Origin of the sequence: Ruegeria sp. HKCCD7559 (assembly GCF_013110575.1) — a bacterium.
GTDB lineage: Bacteria > Pseudomonadota > Alphaproteobacteria > Rhodobacterales > Rhodobacteraceae > Ruegeria.
The window spans coordinates 437,622-456,950 of the sequence record NZ_WVQU01000001.1; the positions used below are offsets into that span (position 1 = coordinate 437,622).

A 19,329-nucleotide genomic window follows, 5' to 3' on the forward strand; every position below is an offset into this window, starting at 1 on the left:
TTCAAAAAATGTCCAGACGGGAACACCCCGTCTGAACAGGCCGATGATCAGCAAGGAAAAACACGTCGCCCTCGGGGAAATACGCCCGCCGCGCAGAAGATCAGCCTCAGCCGGCCTTTCTCATCCCCATGACACGCGCCCGCGCCCGCGGGTCACTGTCAAACAGAGCCGCCAGTTGTTCGGTCATCGCGCCGGCCAGTTGCTCTACATCGGTAATCGTCACCGCCCGGTCGTAATACCGGGTCACGTCATGGCCGATGCCGATGGCCAAAAGTTCGACCATCTTGCGTTTTTCAACCATCGCGATCACGTCGCGCAGGTGTTTTTCCAGATAGTTGGCGGGGTTCACGCTCAGTGTCGAATCATCGACTGGCGCACCGTCCGAGATCACCATCAGGATCTTGCGTTGTTCGCGCCGTGCCAGCATCCGGCGATGGGCCCATTCCAGGGCTTCCCCATCGATGTTTTCTTTCAGCAGGCCCTCTTTCATCATCAGACCCAGATTGGGCCGCGCACGACGCCAAGGGGCGTCCGCGCCCTTGTAGATGATGTGTCGCAAATCGTTCAGACGGCCGGGCTGTTGCGGGCGGCCATCGTTTAGCCACGCCTCGCGCGCCTGACCGCCTTTCCACGCCCGCGTGGTAAAGCCCAGAATTTCGACCTTTACATTGCACCGCTCCAGCGTCCGGGCCAGAACATCGGCACAGATGGCGGCGATCGAAATCGGACGACCCCGCATCGACCCCGAATTGTCCAGCAGCAGCGTCACCACCGTGTCGCGGAACTCGGTGTCTTTCTCGACCTTGAAACTCAGCGGAGTGGTGGGGTTCGCGACCACACGTGCCAATCGACCCGCGTCCAGAATGCCTTCCTCGCGGTCGAACTCCCAGCTGCGGTTCTGCTGCGCCTGCAAGCGGCGTTGCAGCTTGTTGGCCAGACGCGACACCGCGCCTTTCAGCGGTTCAAGCTGCTGATCCAGATAGGCCCGCAGACGTTCCAGCTCGGCCGGTTCCGCTAAATCCTCAGCGGCGATCTCTTCGTCATGAGTGTCCAGATAGACCTTGTAATCCGGGTCCGCTTCGGATGCCGGCGGTGGGGCAGGCGGCTCCAGAGGCGCCTCGCCATCCGGCATCTCAGCCTCGTCACCCATCTCGTCTTCGGCCATTTCGTCCATCGAGACCTGGGCCTGAGACTGATCCTGCTGCTCTTCCTGCGTCTGCTCAGGTGTCGCGTCGGCGTCCTGTTCGTCCTGATCATCCTGACCGGTGCTGTCCGGATCGGGCTGCTCCTCGGCGTCTTCCTCGGCCTGGTCTTCCTGCTCGTCGTCCAGCTCATCGGGGTCATCCCCAAGCTGGTCGCCATATCCCAGATCCTTGATCACCTGACGGGCGAATTTGGCAAACTCCGCCTGATCCGAGAGAATCTCGTCCAGATTCTCCAACGTCCCACCCGCTTGCTCTTCAATGAACCCACGCCACAGGTTCATGATGTTTTCTGCGGCGGGGGGCAGATCGCGCCCGGTGGCCAGATGCCGGATCAAGTACCCTGCCGCAACCGACAAAGGTGCATCGGCAGGTTGCTTGCACTGATCATACCCACGCCGGATTGCTTCATGCCCGATCTTGACGTCAATATTGCTGGCGGTGCCCGGCATGTCCCGCGCGCCCATTGCCTCGCAGCGGGCGGTCTCCATCGCTTCGTACAGATCCCGCGCCATATCGCCCGGAGGCGCATAGCGCGCATGGGTCGCGTCGTCATGATACTTGCGATGCAACGCCAAGGCGTCTGCCGTGCCACGCGCCAACAGCACCTCTTCACGCGTCATCCGACGCGAGACCTGAGGCAACCGCATCGACTCGCCCGTCATGCCCGAAGGGTCCACCGTATAGGTCACCGACAGTTCGGGATCATCGGCCATGACCTTGGTGGCCTCGGCCAAGGCCTTCTTGAACGGATCGGCGGGGTTGTCGTTCTTCTGTGCCATGTCCTTAAGCCCTCATAGTACTGGCCTGCCCGGCGTCGAAAACAGCAACGGATCTGTCTTCATCTGGCCAAAAATATCCCCGCCGGAGGCATTGCGCCCGCTCCGGGCGCAATTCGGGTGCTTACCCCAAGCTTGCACTCGCCGCGCTTTCAGGCAACTCCTCATCGAAGCAGCGCTGATAGAACTCGGCCACGGTCTGGCGTTCCAGCTCATCGCACTTGTTCAGGAAGGACAGGCGGAACGCATAGCCCACATTGCGGAAAATCTCGGCGTTCTGGGCCCAGTTGATCACGGTCCGCGGGCTCATGACGGTGGACAGATCGCCATTCATGAAGGCGGTCCGGGTCAGATCGGCCACGGTGACCATCTGGCTGACGGTCTTGCGGCCCTCGGCGGTGTTGTAATGCGGCGCCTTCGACAGAACGATCATCGTCTCGGCGTCGTGGCTCAGATAGTTCAGTGTCGACACCAGCGACCAGCGGTCCATCTGCGCCTGGTTGATCTGCTGCGTGCCGTGATACAGACCCGTGGTGTCGCCCAGACCGACCGTGTTGGCGGTGGCAAACAGGCGGAAATTGGGGTTCGGGGTGATGATCTCGTTCTGATCCAGCAGGGTCAGCTTGCCGTCATGCTCCAACACACGTTGGATCACGAACATCACGTCGGCGCGGCCCGCATCGTATTCGTCGAACACGATGGCAACCGGGTTGCGCAACGCCCAGGGCAGAATGCCTTCGTGAAATTCGGTCACCTGCTTGCCGTCGCGCAGTTTGATCGCGTCTTTACCGATCAGGTCGATCCGGCTGATATGGCTATCGAGGTTCACACGCACGGCGGGCCAGTTCAGACGGGCAGCGACCTGTTCAATGTGGGTGGATTTGCCGGTGCCGTGATAGCCTTGGATCATCACACGACGGTTATGGGAAAAGCCCGCCAGAATCGCCAGCGTGGTTTCCGGATCGAACTTGTAGGTATGATCGATCACCGGCACTCGGTCGCTGCGCTCGGCGAAACCCTTGACCGCCATGTCGCTGTCAATGCCGAACACGTCACGGACCGAGATATCCTCGGTAGGTTTTGCGTTGATATCGATCGATCCGTCAGCCATGCGCCTAGTCCTTATCCTTTGGCCCGTTCACCGGGTATGAACCCGTGTGTGGTGCAACATATTGCGGGCAAGGGCAAGGGAAAGCGAAAGGCGCCCAAAGGTGCGCATGTTTTTCTTGCAAACTGGCCCTATCGTTGCACATGGGGTGTCATTCCAGAATGATAAACCACGCTACGATTTGGCACCTCGCGTTAACAAGCTTTGAGGCCGATTGCGCATAACCCAGAAGTCCTCGGTGAAAGGCTGGCAACGGCCTTTGCGCCTCGCTCAAATGCAAACATTAACATACTATCATTGAAATGCTTCTTCGGCGCGTTAACATGACTTCTAAATGTGGTTTTTTGGGCGGTCTTTGTGAGTTTGTGAGGGCCGTGGTGTTCTGTTCAGTCAACACACGGAAGGAACTTGTTCGTTGCGAGTTCCCTTTTGGTCCAACCCGCTTAGCGGATACAACGTATGTCGTTTGATGTCTTACTTCATTCGGTCAACACAAGCGGGCAAGGCGACTTGATCGTCAAAAACTTGACCGATCCAGCCACTGTCTCGGGTCAAACGATTTCGATCAACGGTGGTCCGTTCGTACCCTACACGTATCTTGGACAAGGTAACTACAGAGGTACCGGCGAATCTGGTGAGTTTATTCAGGTTGGAACCGAAATCTATGCCTGGGACACCAACAACCCCACCGGGCCAATGACAACCGGAAACTGGCAAATCACAACCGGAGATCTTGATCCAAACAATCCGCCCTGTTTTGTTGCTGGAACCCTGATAGAGACCGAGGCCGGTCCACGCCCGGTCGAGAACCTGATGATCGGTGACAGAGTTTGCGTGTCAGGTGGAAAAACGCTGCCGATTTTGTGGATCGGGAAAAAAGTGCTGAGTGCACAAACATTGGCTTTGCAACCGAAATTTAGACCCGTTCGCATTCGGCGCGACGCGATTTGCAAGGGTCAACCCAACCAGGATGTTTTTGTGTCCCCGCAACATCGGATCATGCTGGAAGGCTGGCGCGCCGAGTTGTTGTTCGGACAAGATCGGGTCTTTGTTGCGGCAATCCACTTGGTGAATGACGGAACAATTCAGCAGGTGCATACAGGTGAAGACATCACATATTACCACATTGCCTGCTCTCGACACGCGATACTGCACTCGCAGGGGCTACGTAGCGAAAGTCTTTTTCTGGGCGACACAGCGCTGAAGTCTTTCTGTCGTGAAGACGTCGAAGAACTGCTCGCACTGTTCCCCGAATTGCGTGACGGCACTGCAGAGTCGCAACAAACTCGCTTAAGTTGTTTGAAGCGCCGGGAAGCAATTGCATTGCGAAGCTCATACCCGGACTAAAGCGCGGATAGTTGTAATCCGAACCGCTCCTGATTTGATCCCTGGCCTCAACAAACCCCTTCAAATGTGTTCTCTGGGACCATTTACCATAGGCAATTTCTCAGTGCAGCACCGTTGAGATGGCCTTACACATCTGTGCCTTGGGTCAACCGTTGCTTGACTATAGCGAAAACCAAAGCTCGTCTTTGCGAAAGCCACCTTTTACCAGACGATCCGCGTTCAACACATCCGGAAACTCGTCCACCCAATCCCGAAACCGGTCATTTGTGACGATGCGTGCCTTGCTATCCCGCGCCGCCTGCAAGATCAGCGGGTCCGCAGGTGTCCCTTCGGGGGCCACCATGACCTGCTTGGATCGCAAGCCCAGGGCGCGGCTCAGCTTCCGGTCGTCCATATAGTGGCCTTCGACTTTGTACCCGACATTCGCATCGAACATGACGCCCGGTTTGAACCCTGCGCGCTTCAAAGTCTCAAGGACCTTCTTCAACGTACCCAGATCCGGGGTGCCATCTTTCCAGTGCATGACGTTCGAACCGTCCACGATGATCCATGTATTGGCCCGGCGCCATCTGAACCAGGCCCGTACGAACAGAATTGCGCTGGCCATCACGCAAATCAGCGCCAATAGGAACAGCCAATCCGCGTCAGTCGTAATGAAACTGGCAGCGATGAGCCCGCTTAGCGAGACGAGCAACAGGCAAATGGATGTGCGCACGAAACTGATCCCTGGAAACTCCTGTCCCAAATCCTCCACCACTTTCGTGTGGAATGAAACAGGGTTCCATACGGAACTTGCGCAGTTTTTTCAGGTTGTGTCGTCCGCGGCACCCCACCATTCAGGCAGGGCGCGCCGCGAACGCAAAGCAGGCAAAGCCGTGACCCTTACTTGAAGTTCCGGCTGTCCTTGATCTGATCCCAGGCCCAGACAACTTCCTGCAACTGCTCTTCCTGCGAACGGTCGCCGCCGTTCATGTCCGGATGCAGCACTTTGATCAGCTTCTTGTACGCTTTGCGAACCTCGGCCTTGGTCCAGCTGTCATTGGCCTCGAGAATCTCGATCGCACGGCGTTCGGTCGGCGGCAGGCGTCGTCCGCCGCCACCCGTCGTGCGGCCTTTGTTCTGCGTGCTGTTGGCACCAAGAACCTGATGCGGATCCTCGATCCCCAAACGGGCCCAGGCACGTGCTTCGGGGTCGCCCATCGGCTTGGTCTCGCGCTCCCAAACCTTGTCTTTCGATCGCTGCGCGTTCAGCTCGGCCTCGGTGGTGCCGTCAAAGAAATTCCACTTCTGGTTATATTCCCGCACGTGTTGCTGGCAGAACCAGAAAAAATCATCCAGGACATCCGGTGCTTTTGGCGCGCGGAACTTTCCCGGTTCTTCACATCCCTCGTGGTCACAGATCCGGACCGAGGTTTCAGAGGCACCCGACATGCCCCGGCGTCCCCGCGGATTCTTCTTTTTGGCGCTGGAAACGGACATATCGAATCCGAAGGGGTCTGATTTCGCCATGCTCTAATCCTCAAGAACGCGTCTTTTCGACTCGGAGGCAGCAGTTTAATCTAAGCAGCCGAAAGTAGAAGAGGGGTGCGGCAATATTTTTGCCGCTGAGCAAAAAAATGAGTGTGACCGACGAGATCCGAACCCGCCTGCAAGCCGCCTTTGATCCGCGCGAGCTGGACGTGATCGACGACAGCGAAAGCCATCGCGGCCATGCGGGATATCAGGACGGTGGTGAAAGCCACTTCAACGTCCGTATCCGCGCCAGCGCATTCGAAGGCAAATCCCGCGTCGCCCGCCACCGTGCCGTGCACAAGGCGCTGGGCGACATCGTGCCCCGCATCCACGCGCTGGCCCTTGATATCGGCGTCTGAAGACCTTTACGTGTCAACCCGCCTCCATCTGTGCGGACGGCGTCGATGCCGAGATGGCGTATTCCTCTTCCGTCATGCCCTCTTCGATTCCCTCGAACAGGGGGGTCGACAAGTATCGCTCGCCGGTGTCCGGCAACATGACCAGCATGACAGAGCCTGCCGGCGCGGATTCGGCCAGCTTCATGGCCACCGCAATGGTCGATCCGCCCGAAATCCCGGTGAATATCCCTTCTTCGGCGGCAAGCCGGCGCGACCATGCGATTCCTTCGGGTCCGGGAATGGGGATCAACTCGTCATAGTATGAATTGTCGATGGCTTCCTGAAGAACCCAGGGGATGAAATCCGGTGTCCAGCCCTGAATCGGGTGGGGCTCGAAATCGGGGTGGCTTTCGGTCGGCTGATGGTCAGCGTTGCGCGTATTGACGTAACCTGATGATACTATTGCGGCATTTGCCGGTTCGGTCAGGATGATCCTGGTGTCGGGCCGCTCTTTCCGCAGTATACGCGAAACGCCCGAAACGGTGCCGCCGGTCCCATAGCCCGTCACCCAATAATCCAGCCGTTGCCCTTCGAAATCCGCAAGAATTTCCCGGGCAGTCGTGTTCTCGTGAATATCGGCATTGGCTGCGGTCTCGAACTGGCTGGCAAGGAACCATCCGTTTTCCTCGGCCAGTTCCTTGGCCTTGGTATACATGCCGAACCCTTTTTGCGCCTTCGGGGTCAGAACAACCTTGGCGCCCAGAAACCGCATCAGCTTTCGCCGTTCGACCGAGAAGCTCTCGGCCATCGTCACGACCAGAGGGTATCCCTTGGCCGCGCACACCATGGCCAGCCCGATCCCGGTGTTGCCGGATGTCGCTTCGACAACGGTTTGTCCGGGCTTCAGCCGCCCGTCACGTTCCGCCGCCTCGATGATGTTCAGCGCCAGCCTGTCCTTGACCGAGCCTGCCGGGTTGAAGGCCTCGAATTTCACATAGACGGTCACATGCTCGGGCGCGATCCGATTGACCCGAATGCAGGGCGTGTCACCGACCGTGTCGAGAATGCTGTCATACAGGCGTGTCCGCCCTTGTGTCTGTCGAATAGCCATTTCGATGTCCCTCCAGAATATCCGGCTAACATGCCACAGATTTCCCGAGGGTGTAGCCCTTATTGCTTTCCAATGTGGTTGGGCCGTCCCGGCTCGACTTGACGTATGTCAGAGCGAACACGGATGTCCTGCACAAGGCCACAGGGCATTTGCAATCGCTCTGGCGGTCGTACCAGCCCCCAAGCCTATGTTTTTGAAGGGTCGCTTTCATCAGCGGCGTCATCAGACCGCTTCAACGACAAAGGCGGCTCGTCCGCCTCTGCGGCAATAGGTTTTGGGGCCTGTACCTCGTCGGGGCCCGGAATCGGCTGGGCCAGCGGGGTGTCATCCATCTCAGGTACTGCGCCGACCCACGAGGCATCGACTTCCTCTTCCACCACGCGGCGGAACACCAGCACATTGCGCCAGTTCGTGGTCGATCCGGTCAGACCCGAGCGTTCTTCGCTGGGCAGCAACTCGGCCCGCTGGTATTCCCAGCCATCCTGCCCCAACTGATTCAGCAGTTGCTCGACCGAGACGGCAAAGCGGCCCTCGGCCGTTTTCACGCCTTTGGCTTTGACACCTTTTTGCGGGGCGGGGATGACCTTGTATTCGTAGCGCTTCATCTACTGTTCCTAAATGCGTTTCCGCGCCAACTTAACACGCTGCCCCCCGGGTGAAAGGGCCCTTGCTCATCCGGCGGAATTCACCTCTGACCATTCGCTTCGGCCTGTGCCGCCTTGGCCACAACCGACAGGCACAGTTCCGTCGCCAACGCCATGTCCTGCACTGAAATCCATTCCAACGGGCCGTGAACGCACTGCATCCCGGTGAAAATGTTGGGGCAGGGGGTGCCGAATTCGGTCAGGCGCGATCCGTCCGTGCCGCCCCTAATCGGTACCGACAGCGGTTCAACCCCCAACTCGCGACACGCATCGCGCGCCAGTTCGACCGGAGTCATGTCGTTTTCCAGCCAATACCGCATGTTGCGGTACTGGTGGCTGATGTCGCAGGTGATGGTCGCGCGCGGTTCCGTGGCCTGCACGGCGGCGCAGACCTGCCGCACGATGTTTCGTTGCGCTTCCAGCCCGTCCATCTCGAAATCACGCAGGATCAGCTTGATCTCCATCTCGGATGATCCGCCGTTCATGTCAGTGACATGGATGAAGCCTTCGCGCCCGTCCGTGGTTTCCGGCGTCATGGTGGCCTGAGGCAATGTCTGTACGATCTTTGCCGCCAGATGCGTGGCGTTCACCATCTTTTCCTTGGCCAGGCCGGGATGGATCGAAACACCCTCGATCCGGATCACGGCGCGGTCGGCCGAGAAACTTTCATACTCGATCTCACCCACTTGCTGCCCATCCAGCGTATAAGCAAAATCCACGCCCAGATCCTGGGGAAGTTGTTCCGTGACACCCCGGCCGATCTCTTCATCCGGAGTGAACGCGATACGAATCGGACCATGTGGAACATCCTGATTTTCGATCAGGTGCCGCGCCATCGTCATCAGAATCGATACACCGGCCTTGTCGTCCGCGCCCAGCAGGGTTGTGCCCGACGCAGTGATCAGGTCGTGGCCGATCTTTTCGGCCAGATAGGGGTGGTCTTCCGGAGAAAGAACCAGATCCGGGTTGTCCGGAAAGGTGATGTCGCCACCGTTGTAGCCCTTGATCACCCGCGGCTTGACGCCGGTTGCGTTGAACTGAGGGGCTGTATCGACATGGGCCAGAAAGCCCACGGTCGGCCCCGGCGCCGTTCCGGGAATGGTCGCGACGACAACACTGTCGCCCGTCATCTCAACATCCTGCGCGCCGATCTGGATCAGCTCATCGCGCAACAGGTTCAGCATGTCGAACTGAATCTGAGTGCTCGGGGTCGTCGGGGATGTCTCGTCACTTTGACTGTCGATGGCGGCATAGCGCACCAGCCGGTCTTCGAGTTCCTGATCAAATCTGCTTTGCATAATACCTCACCTCTCTGTTGCGGAGGAAAGGGCCCAAACAGCAGGAAGTCAAGCCGATGGCTTGACCCCAAGTCTTGAGATTTTGTGAGAAATCGGATTGTACAAACCCGCCAAAGATTGCCGGCCGGCTTGTACAAAACGAAAGGTTTACGAGCCCAGCTTCTTGCTGACCAGTTCGTTGACGGCTTTCGGGTTCGCCTTGCCGCCGGTGGCTTTCATGACCTGACCCACGAACCAGCCCGCCAGTTTCGGGTTCACCTTGGCCTTCTCGACCTGCGCCGGGTTGGCGGCGATGATCTCGTCCAGCGCGGCCTCGATCGCGCCGGTGTCGGTCACCTGCTTCATGCCGCGCTCTTCGACGATCTGCGCCGGGTCGCCGCCTTCGGTATAGACGATCTCGAACAGCTCTTTGGCGATCTTGCCCGAAATCGCGTCCGAGGCGATCAGGTCGATGATCCCGCCCAGCTGCGCGGGCGAAACCGGCGAGTCGGTGATGTCGCGGTCGTCTTTCTTCAGGCGGCCGAACAGCTCGTTGATGACCCAGTTCGCCGCCAGTTTTCCGTTACGGCCCTTGGCCACTTCCTCGAAATAGGCGGCGGATTCGACCTCGGCGGTCAGCACTGATGCGTCATAGTCGGTCAGGCCGAACTCATTGATGAAACGCGCCTTTTTCTCGTCCGGCAGCTCGGGCAGCCTGGCGGCGATATCATCGACCCATGCTTGTTCGATCTCCAGCGGCAGCAGGTCGGGGTCGGGGAAATAGCGGTAATCATGCGCTTCTTCCTTGGACCGCATCGAACGGGTTTCACCCTTGTCCGGGTCATACAGACGGGTTTCCTGCTCGACCTTGCCACCACCTTCGACGATGGCGATCTGACGGCGGGCTTCGACCTCGATCGCTTGCTGGATGAAGCGCATCGAGTTCATGTTCTTGATCTCGCAGCGCGTGCCCAGATGCGAAAAATCCTGTGTTTCCTGATACTTCTCATAGGCGCCGGGCAAACAGATCGAGACGTTCACATCGGCCCGCAGGTTGCCGTTCTGCATGTTGCCGTCGCAGGTGCCCAGGTAACGCATGATCTGACGCAGCTTGGCGATATAGGCCGCGGCCTCTTCCGGCCCGCGGATGTCGGGGCGGCTGACGATCTCCATCAGGCAGACACCGGTGCGGTTCAGGTCGACGAAGGACATATGCGGATCCATGTCGTGGATCGACTTGCCCGCGTCTTGTTCCATGTGGATACGCTCGATCCGCACCTTGCGCGCGGTACCGTCGCCCAGTTCGACCAGCACTTCGCCTTCGCCCACGATCGGGTGATACAACTGGGAAATCTGATACCCTTGCGGCAGGTCGGGGTAGAAATAATTCTTGCGGTCAAAGGCCGATTTCAGATTGATATCCGCTTTCAGGCCCAGCCCGGTGCGCACCGCCTGTTCCACGCAGTATTCATTGATCACCGGCAGCATCCCCGGCATCGCCGCGTCCACGAAGGCCACGTTTGAATTCGGCTCGGCCCCGAATTGGGTGGATGCACCCGAAAACAGCTTGGCATTGGATGAGACCTGAGCATGCACCTCCATCCCGATCACCAGTTCCCAATCGTGCTTGGCCCCGGCAATGGTTTTGGGTTTGGGCATTTCGTATGTCAGATCGAGCATGGCGCGCCTCATTTCCGCAGAAGTCTAAGCCTGCGTATTAGGCCCGGCAGGGCTTAGGGGCAAGGGGGAATCCTGTCGTGTTCAGTTCTGGGAAAACCGCAGGCCCGACGGTGTGAATGTCACATCCATACCGCTGCGCAGTTCTTCCCGGAACAGATCCGAGATGGCGCGCAAGGCATCGCGCTGACCGCGCGCTGCAAATCGTTCGGGCGAGTTTATGCGGACGGAATTGTTGAAACCGTTGGCCGCATGCGCCCAGATCAACGGGTGCAATTCCGTCAGGTGATCGCGGATAAGCCGGTTTGCCGTGTCGCGCATCTGCGAACGGACAAGGTCGGCCTGATCGTTCAGGCCAAATCCGTTCTGGACGGTGATCGCGCAGTAGGATGACAGCATGTTGATCATCTGCTGATCGGGCCGCAGGCGCAGGATATCACGCAGACCCTCAAGGAAATACTCGATATCGACGCGGGCACAGGCCTCTTCGTCCAATGCGATGGCGTCGAACTGAACCCATGTGTATCCGCCCGCGCCCCAGATATCCTGTGTCCTGGCGGCTGTACGCAAGGCTTGCAACTCCAGCTCTTCGTAGCTGCCGAACCACCGGGGCAGAAGGTGGCTGCCCATCGCGCGCATGTGGCGCTGATTGCATGGATCCAGCGTGATCAGCCGTTCATATTCTTCGGCCACCCGCGCGTTGGATTTGCGCTGACCAGCCAGCAGCGCACATCCGGTCGCTGCAATCAGGGGGCTGTCGGGAGCATCCTTTCTGCATTTGGGCAGGATTGCTGCGGCCCGGTCGAAATGCGCGGCGCAGCGTGACCGGTGCAAAGGTGGCAGCGTCGCGTCCGAGGCCGTTCCGCGCCATGCCCACGCCAGATCGATATGGGCAAGGGCAACGACGGTGGCGATCATCGGGTCATAGGGGTTGTCTGCCATCTCGCCTTCAAGTTCCGAGATGCCACCCAACAGGTCGTAATCCGAGATGGCCGCGCCATCCGAGAGCGCATGTTCAGCGGCCAGAACAACGTCAGACCTGGCACCGAACGCCAGCAGATCGGCCACCGGCATACCATCCGCAACGGCGGCGCGATCCTGATCAGCCACGCGCATTTCCTGCGACAGCTCTGCCCAGCGGTCCTGCCGGGCGAGATAGCGGCCATGTTCGATCGTGGAATGTCCGATCAGATCATCGCGGTCGGATTTTGCGACGGGAATATTCAGCTGACCCTGCTCGGGCAAGGCGGCCGCAAGCGCGGATTTTGTCGCGCACAGATCTGCTGAAACATTTGTAGGAGTAGCTGTGGATGGGGCGAACAGTGCCCTTAGCGACCGAAACATGGCGATACTCAAAACTGTAAAAACGTATAACTGACACCGAAGTCTGGCGGGATATCGGGTTCAAATCAAGTAAATTGCCGATTAATTTCTTCTTTTCGTGTCCAATTCACCATTCATGGGTTCAGTGTTTCAGAAAACAGTGAAATGATGCCGTTCTACGCGAAATCCGGCTTGTTTCAGAAGGGTTTCCAAATCCAGATGCGCCGGCAGCGACTCATCCGGCAGACGGATTCGTTTGCCGGAATGCAAAACGATCGACACTCGAACCGAGAAATCCCAACGGGTGTCAAAGCGGAAATGGTCGATGTCGCGCAGCGCGACCTCTGCCTGCCGGTTCCCCGTGAACCAGCTTAGCGCATCCTGATCCAATTGCATGCCTGCGCTGGTGTTCTGAACCACGTCCCAAAGTGCGGGCAGGGTGGCCAAAGACAGCAGCCCCGTGATCCACCAGGCCGCGTCAAACAGGACAACCAGCGTCAGCAACGCCGCATAAACGCCGGCCAGGATGGCCAGCGTTCGCAAATTCCGGTTGCTGCGGGCAAAGCTGTAAGGCGTCATGCGCCGAGGATGCGGGACACCATTTCGGTCGTGTCCCGCGACAGGTTCGGTGTTTCCGCGATGCGGGAAAGCTGCGCACGCATCAGGGCCTGACGATCCGGATCATACCGTTTCCAGGTCTGGAACGCCGAGCACATTCGGGCCGTGGTCTGTGGGTTTACCGGGTCCAGACGGATCAGCCAGTCGGCCAGCAGGGCGTATCCGGCGCCATCCGGCTGGTGGAACCCTGCGTGGTTCATCGCCAAGGCCCCCATGACGGCGCGGAACCTGTTCGGGTTTTTCCAGTTGAAATCGGAATGCTCGGTCAGGGTCGCGGCAATTGCGGGTGTCGCCTCGGGTGCTGCCATCGCGACTTGCAGGCCAAACCACTTGTCCATGACCAACCGGTCATGCTGCCACTGGTCGTAGAAGGCATCCAGCTGCGCCTCACCCTTGCGGGCGCGTAAAAGGCAAGACAATGCCGTCAGTTGCAATGTCATGTTGTCTGCCGTGTCGTACATCTCGGCCGCCATCGCCCCGCCGTCCAGACGAGAGGTCAGTGCCAGCGCGGCGTTGCCAAGTGCCCGTTTACCGGATTGCTCGGCGTCCGGGCTGTAGGGGACGTCCACCAAAGCCTCACTGTGCAGGCGGGGCAGCAAATCCTGTACGGTCTGGGCTGTTGCCTGCCGCAACGTTTCCACTGCGGTCCAGATCGCCATAGGGTCGGGCGTGTGGCCACGGTCGTGCAGGGCCGCTGCCAATTCCGATTGTGTCGGCAATCCCAGCATCAACGCACGATAGGCCGGGTCCAGTTCGTCATTGCGCAGCACAGTCAACACGCCGTCAAGGTAATCGGTATCCGGTGCCGCATCCTTAAGGATCATCCGCATCAGGGTGTCCTGCGCCAGATCCCGTCCTGCCTGCCAACGGTTAAACGGGTCCGTGTCATGCGCCAGAAGAAACGCGCGTTCCGCGTTCGACTGGTCATGTTCCAGAATGACAGGTGCCGAGAAATCGCGCAGGATCGATGCTGTGGGTTTCGCCGCCAGGCCAGTGAACGCAAAGCTCTGTTCGGCCTGCGTCAGTTCCAGCACTTCGGTCGCGCGAACCTCATCGCCGTTTGGCCCAATCAGGCCGACTGCAACCGGGATGACCTGAGGCAGTTTCTCATCCTGTCCCGGCGTGGGATCGGTTCGCTGTTTCAGCGTAAGTGTATAGGTGCCGTCGGCCCAGTCTTCCTGAACCCTGAGGCGCGGAGTGCCCGACTGGCTGTACCAACGTTTGAATTGTGTCAGATCGCGCCCGGTGGTGTCTTCGAAAACCTTCAGCCAGTCCTCGATCGTGCAGGCCTGACCGTCATGGCGTTCAAAATACAGATCAAGCGCCTTGGCATAGGCCGCATCCCCGACCAACCGTTTCAGCATGCCGATCACCTCGGCGCCCTTCTCATAGACGGTGGCGGTGTAGAAGTTGTTGATCTCCTGAAAGCTTTCTGGGCGCACTGGATGCGACAACGGCCCGTTGTCCTCGGGGAACTGCCGGGCACGCAGGTCTATGGCATCGTGGATGCGCTTTACCGGGGCCGAGCGCATGTCCGAGGTGAATTGCGCATCCCGGAAAACTGTTAGACCTTCCTTGAGGCACAGCTGGAACCAGTCGCGGCAGGTGATGCGGTTGCCGGTCCAGTTGTGGAAATACTCATGCGCGATGATCGCCTCGATCCGTTCGAAATTGGCGTCGGTCGAAGTTTCGGGACTGGCGAGAACGGCCGACGAGTTGAAGATGTTCAGCCCCTTGTTTTCCATCGCGCCCATGTTGAAGTCATCGACGGCCACGATGTTGAAGACGTCCAGATCGTATTCACGGCCATAGACATCCTCGTCCCATTTCATCGACTTCTTCAACGCCTCCATGCCGAAAGCGCATTTGCCCTCGTCTCCGGGACGGACCCAGAGGTTCAGTTCGACGGTGCGACCTGATCTGGTGGTGAACTGACCGGGATGTGCAATCAGGTCTCCGGCGACCAGAGCGAACAGATAGGCGGGTTTTGGCCATGGATCGACCCATTCGGCCCAGCCTTCACCCTTGCCCGACGGGTTGCCGTTCGACAGCAGAACCGGCAGGTCGCCATTGATCCGAACGGTGAAGGTGGACATCACGTCTGGCCGGTCGGGATAGAAGGTGATCTTGCGGAACCCCTCGGCCTCGCACTGGGTGCAGTACATGCCGTTCGACATGTACAGACCTTCCAGCGCGGTATTGTTGCCGGGGTCGATTTCAACCTCGGCTTCCCACAGGAACGGGGCGTCCGGGACATCTGCGGTTAGTCCTTTGTCGGTCACGTCTGGCGTGATCTCGGCCCCGTCAATGGCGGCGCGGATCAAGTTCAGTTCTTCCCCGTGCAGAAAGAAGGTGCGGTCGGTTGCGTCAGGATTGGGCCGGAACGCAATGCGCGAGGTGACGCGCGTGGCGTGCGCGTCCAGATCAAAAGTCAGGTGCACGCTGTCCACCAGATAGCCAAACGGTGTGTAGTCTTTCAGGTAGATCGTGGTGGGGGCAGCGTCGCGCATCTTGGGCCTCGTATCTGTTCGGGACTGGCGCGACGTTAGGGGCTTCGTTCGGGCGCTGCAACCGGCCCTGCCATTGCCTTGAGGTTTTTGAAACAGCTTCAAGCCAAAGCGAATGCCCCAAATGACGGGATGAAAGTTGCCTATCGGAAACTTTCCGCCTAAGTCACAGTGCATACAATGGCGCACAATCGCAGGAGAGCAGGAATATGACGGACAGACAAACCCTGAGCGGACTGCAGATCGATCCGGTTTTGGCTGAGTTCATCGAGACGCAGGCGCTGCCGGGCACGGGCGTCTCTTCGCAGAAGTTCTGGGCCGGCATGGCGCGGATGGTGGACGAACTGGGGCCGAAAAACCGTGAGCTGCTGGCCAAACGGGCCGAGATCCAAAGCCGCATCGATGGGTGGCACATGTCCCGAAAGGGGCAGAACACCGATGCCGCTGAATATGAGGCTTTCCTGAAAGAGATCGGGTATCTGGTCGAAGAAGGCGACGCGTTCCAGATTGAAACGGCCAATGTCGACCCCGAGATCGCCCTGACCCCGGGCCCGCAACTGGTTGTTCCGATTACCAATGCACGCTTTGCCCTGAACGCGGCCAACGCGCGCTGGGGCAGCCTGTATGATGCGCTGTACGGAACCGATGCAATGGGGGATCTGCCGGCAAGCGGTGGCTATGATGCGGCGCGCGGCGCACGGGTGATCGCATGGGCCAAGGCGTTTCTGGATGATGCCGTGCCTCTGGCGTCGGGATCATGGGCGGATGTCACCGAACTGGGCATCACCGACGGTGCGTTGACCCCTGCGCTGGGCGATCCCGCTCAATTTGCCGGGTTTGGCGGTTCGGCGGACACGCCCGACTTTGTGCTGTTGAAAAACAACGGCCTGCACATCCAGATCATGATCGACTCCACAAGCAACATAGGCGCGACCGATCCCGCAGGCATTGCAGATGTCCAGTTGGAATCCGCACTGTCCACCATCATGGATTGCGAAGACTCGGTTGCCTGTGTCGATGCCGCCGACAAGGTTGTGGCCTATGGCAACTGGTTGGGCCTCATGAAAGGCGACCTGACCGAAGAGGTCACCAAGGGCGGCACAACGTTCACTCGGAAACTGGCCGAGGACCTGAGCTTTACCACTCCGTCGGGTGATCAGGCCAAGCTGAAAGGCCGGTCCCTGATGCTGGTGCGCAACGTGGGTCACCTGATGACCAACCCGGCCGTGCTTGACGCAGAAGGGCGCGAGATCGGCGAAGGCTTGATGGATGCTCTGTGCACCACCCTGATCGCCATGCACGACCTGAAACAGGACGGGGGCAATTCTGTCGAGGGCTCTGTCTATGTGGTGAAGCCCAAGATGCACGGGCCCGAGGAAGTTGCGTTCTCGGTCGAGATATTCGACATGGTCGAAGACATTCTGGGCCTGCCGCGCAACACGGTGAAGCTGGGCATCATGGATGAGGAACGCCGCACCTCGGTCAACCTCAAAGAGTGCATTCGCGCCGCAAAATCACGCGTCGCCTTTATCAATACGGGTTTCCTGGACCGGACCGGCGACGAAATTCATACCTCGATGGAGGCCGGTCCGATGCTGCCCAAGGGCGACATCAAGAATACGCCATGGATTGCGGCCTATGAAGATCGCAATGTCGATATTGGTCTGGCCTGTGGCCTGAAGGGCAAGGCGCAGATCGGCAAGGGCATGTGGGCCATGCCGGATCGCATGGGCGATATGCTTGAGGCCAAGATCGGCCACCCCATGGCCGGAGCGACATGTGCCTGGGTGCCGTCGCCCACGGCCGCGACCCTGCACGCAACGCATTACCACAAGGTCGATGTGCTGGCCCGTCAGGACGAGCTGGCCGCAGGCGGCGCACGTGGTACGTTGAAGGATCTGTTGACCATCCCCTTGCTGGCTGGACGCAATCTGAGTGACGAGGAAATCACGCGTGAACTTGAAAACAACGCGCAGGGTATCCTCGGCTATGTCGTGCGTTGGGTCGATCAGGGCGTGGGCTGTTCTAAGGTGCCCGACATCAACGATGTCGGCCTGATGGAAGACCGCGCGACGTGTCGGATTTCGTCGCAGGCACTGGCCAACTGGCTGCATCACAGCATCGTGGATGAAGCTCAGGTCATGGCCGCACTGCAAAAGATGGCCGCCGTCGTGGATCGCCAGAATGAAGACGATCCGAATTACACACCGATGGCGCCGGGATTTGACGGTATCGCCTTTCAGGCCGCATGCGATCTGGTGTTCAAGGGCCGGGTTCAGCCCTCGGGCTATACCGAGCCGGTCCTGCATGCGCGCCGTCTGGAATTGAAAGCCAGCCAAAGATAACACCGACAACAGCCCACAGACCAATCGTTTGCGGGCTTCGTCGAACTTCAATCTGACGAGAGGACCTTCAGATGTCAGTTTCCCTACGCAAGGCCCGCACCATCATCCGCAAAACCCTGGAAAAGGGCCGAGAGATGGAGTTGAAGCCGCTCTCAGTCGTGGTTCTGGACGCCGGTGGGCATGTCATTGCGTTCGAGCGCGAGGATGGTGCAGCACCGGGCCGGTTCGGGATTGCACAGGGCAAGGCCTATGGGTCGGTCATGCTGGGAATGGCGGGCACCGCGCAGATGCAGCGCGCTGAAACACAGGCCTATTTCATGGCCTCTGTAAATGGCGTCTATGGTGGTCAGGTCGTGCCTGTTCCGGGTGGCGTGCTGTTGCGTGATCGCAAGGGGGCCGTGATCGGCGCCGTTGGGGTTACCGGAGACACATCAGACAATGATGCGCTGGCCGCAATGGCGGGGATCGAGGCAGCCGGCCTGATCGGCGAGATTTAACAAGAGCGTTGTATTTATACGTCTTTCCCGCTGAGTGGGGAAATATTTTCCATCGCGCAGATGTTCGTTGGAAAATTTTTCCAATTAAGCGGGGCGGGCCAGAACGTACAGTGCGTCTTCGAACACGTCCCTGCGCTTTCATGCAGGGCGTGTATTCTTGCACGTTAAAACCGCTGCCGCTAGCTTCCTTGACAGGCACAACAACAGCAGGGAAAGCGGAATGTCTCGGCCTGTCGTCGGTATCATCGGCAACTCGTACCTCATGAACGATCAATACCCCACACATGCTGGGGGAACGATGAATTCGGATGCCGTGGCCAACGTGTCAGGATGTCTTCCGTTGTTGATACCCGCAGATCCGCGTTACGTGTCAGTCGATGAGTTGCTGGAGGTCTGTGACGGCTTTTTGCTGACCGGCGGTCGCCCGAACGTGCACCCGGAAGAATACGGGGAACCTGCAACCGATGCACATGGCGAATTCGACCGGGCACGAGACGCCATAACTCTGCCGTTGGTTCGGGCCTGCGTTGAAAGGGGGCAGCCGTTTTTGGGCATCTGCCGGGGGTTTCAGGAAGTCAACGTTGCCATGGGCGGAACGCTTTATCCCGAGATACGCGATCTGCCGGGGCGGATGAACCACCGGATGCCGCCCGATGGAACCCTGGAGGAAAAGTTTGCCCTGCGTCATGTGGTGACACTGGAAAACGGCGGCGTTTTCCACAAACTGTTCGGCGCAACCGAGGTCATGACCAACACCTTGCACGGTCAGGGCATCAAAACGATTGGGCAGCGCGTGGTCATTGATGGCCATGCACCGGACGGGACGCCCGAAGCGATCTACATAAAGGATGCGCCCGGCTTTACCCTGTCGGTTCAATGGCATCCGGAATGGGACGCGATCAATGACCCGGTCTCGCGCCCCCTGTTCGAAGCCTTCGGTGATGCGGTGCGTGGATGGGCCGCCGGAACGGTTCATCAGGCAGTTCAAAAATCTGCCTGAATGACACCGGCCCCGACGAGGGGGAAATCGGGCCGGTGCCGTGC

General features: G+C 59.0%; 16 protein-coding genes. 5 read left to right on the plus strand and 11 right to left on the minus strand.

Features of this window, described 5'->3' with window-relative positions:
* Window positions 1-106: 106 nt before the first annotated feature.
* A complete protein-coding gene (gene cobT / locus GS605_RS02185; RefSeq protein WP_171167240.1) occupies window positions 107-1,984 on the minus strand; it encodes a cobaltochelatase subunit CobT in 1,878 nt (625 codons plus the stop codon).
* A 121-nt stretch (window positions 1,985-2,105) separates the two neighbouring features.
* On the minus strand, window positions 2,106-3,092 hold the full coding sequence (cobS, locus tag GS605_RS02190; protein WP_152458642.1) for a cobaltochelatase subunit CobS: 987 nt from the start codon (window positions 3,090-3,092) through the stop codon (window positions 2,106-2,108).
* A 456-nt stretch (window positions 3,093-3,548) separates the two neighbouring features.
* Here cobS and GS605_RS02195 point away from each other — a divergent pair, with 456 nt between their 5' ends.
* The gene (locus GS605_RS02195; protein WP_171722928.1) at window positions 3,549-4,436 is read left to right on the plus strand and encodes a Hint domain-containing protein; all 888 of its coding nucleotides are present in this window, start codon (window positions 3,549-3,551) and stop codon (window positions 4,434-4,436) included.
* 160 nt (window positions 4,437-4,596) lie between these two features.
* Here the strand turns inward: GS605_RS02195 and GS605_RS02200 are convergent, their stop codons facing one another.
* Complete coding sequence (locus tag GS605_RS02200) at window positions 4,597-5,151, minus strand: hypothetical protein (RefSeq protein ID WP_371807721.1); 555 nt, start codon at window positions 5,149-5,151, stop codon at window positions 4,597-4,599.
* A gap of 167 nt (window positions 5,152-5,318) precedes the next feature.
* Window positions 5,319-5,945: a J domain-containing protein gene (locus tag GS605_RS02205; protein WP_171631037.1), complete on the minus strand. Its 627-nt coding sequence runs from the start codon at window positions 5,943-5,945 to the stop codon at window positions 5,319-5,321.
* 107 nt (window positions 5,946-6,052) lie between these two features.
* Between GS605_RS02205 and GS605_RS02210 the strand changes: the two genes are divergently transcribed.
* A complete protein-coding gene (locus tag GS605_RS02210) occupies window positions 6,053-6,307 on the plus strand; it encodes a BolA family transcriptional regulator (RefSeq protein WP_171631039.1) in 255 nt (84 codons plus the stop codon).
* A gap of 13 nt (window positions 6,308-6,320) precedes the next feature.
* Here the strand turns inward: GS605_RS02210 and GS605_RS02215 are convergent, their stop codons facing one another.
* The 7 genes from GS605_RS02215 to pepN form a co-directional block, all read right to left on the minus strand.
* Window positions 6,321-7,397: a PLP-dependent cysteine synthase family protein gene (locus GS605_RS02215; protein ID WP_171722929.1), complete on the minus strand. Its 1,077-nt coding sequence runs from the start codon at window positions 7,395-7,397 to the stop codon at window positions 6,321-6,323.
* A 185-nt stretch (window positions 7,398-7,582) separates the two neighbouring features.
* Window positions 7,583-8,002 (minus strand): DUF4177 domain-containing protein, encoded by a 420-nt coding sequence (locus GS605_RS02220; RefSeq protein WP_171631043.1) that lies wholly within the window; start codon window positions 8,000-8,002, stop codon window positions 7,583-7,585.
* An 80-nt stretch (window positions 8,003-8,082) separates the two neighbouring features.
* Window positions 8,083-9,339: a peptidase T gene (gene pepT / locus GS605_RS02225; RefSeq protein ID WP_171631047.1), complete on the minus strand. Its 1,257-nt coding sequence runs from the start codon at window positions 9,337-9,339 to the stop codon at window positions 8,083-8,085.
* A gap of 147 nt (window positions 9,340-9,486) precedes the next feature.
* Window positions 9,487-10,998 (minus strand): Asp-tRNA(Asn)/Glu-tRNA(Gln) amidotransferase subunit GatB, encoded by a 1,512-nt coding sequence (gene gatB, locus GS605_RS02230; protein WP_171722930.1) that lies wholly within the window; start codon window positions 10,996-10,998, stop codon window positions 9,487-9,489.
* An 81-nt stretch (window positions 10,999-11,079) separates the two neighbouring features.
* Window positions 11,080-12,339, minus strand: coding sequence for a hypothetical protein (locus GS605_RS02235; protein ID WP_245217960.1), 1,260 nt, complete (start codon window positions 12,337-12,339; stop codon window positions 11,080-11,082).
* Between the two features lie 129 nt (window positions 12,340-12,468).
* A complete protein-coding gene (locus GS605_RS02240; protein WP_171722931.1) occupies window positions 12,469-12,897 on the minus strand; it encodes a hypothetical protein in 429 nt (142 codons plus the stop codon).
* The gene (gene pepN / locus GS605_RS02245) at window positions 12,894-15,446 is read right to left on the minus strand and encodes an aminopeptidase N (protein ID WP_171722932.1); all 2,553 of its coding nucleotides are present in this window, start codon (window positions 15,444-15,446) and stop codon (window positions 12,894-12,896) included. Before pepN ends, GS605_RS02240 begins: the two co-directional genes overlap by 4 nt.
* A gap of 206 nt (window positions 15,447-15,652) precedes the next feature.
* Here pepN and GS605_RS02250 point away from each other — a divergent pair, with 206 nt between their 5' ends.
* The 3 genes from GS605_RS02250 to GS605_RS02260 all read left to right on the plus strand — a co-directional run bounded on the left by GS605_RS02250 (window position 15,653) and on the right by GS605_RS02260 (window position 19,285).
* Window positions 15,653-17,788 carry a malate synthase G gene (locus tag GS605_RS02250; protein WP_171722933.1) on the plus strand — a complete coding sequence of 712 codons (2,136 nt, stop codon included), beginning with the start codon at window positions 15,653-15,655 and terminating at the stop codon, window positions 17,786-17,788.
* A 71-nt stretch (window positions 17,789-17,859) separates the two neighbouring features.
* The gene (locus tag GS605_RS02255) at window positions 17,860-18,285 is read left to right on the plus strand and encodes a heme-binding protein (protein WP_152458631.1); all 426 of its coding nucleotides are present in this window, start codon (window positions 17,860-17,862) and stop codon (window positions 18,283-18,285) included.
* 220 nt (window positions 18,286-18,505) lie between these two features.
* Window positions 18,506-19,285 carry a gamma-glutamyl-gamma-aminobutyrate hydrolase family protein gene (locus GS605_RS02260; protein WP_171631058.1) on the plus strand — a complete coding sequence of 260 codons (780 nt, stop codon included), beginning with the start codon at window positions 18,506-18,508 and terminating at the stop codon, window positions 19,283-19,285.
* Window positions 19,286-19,329: the final 44 nt, after the last annotated feature.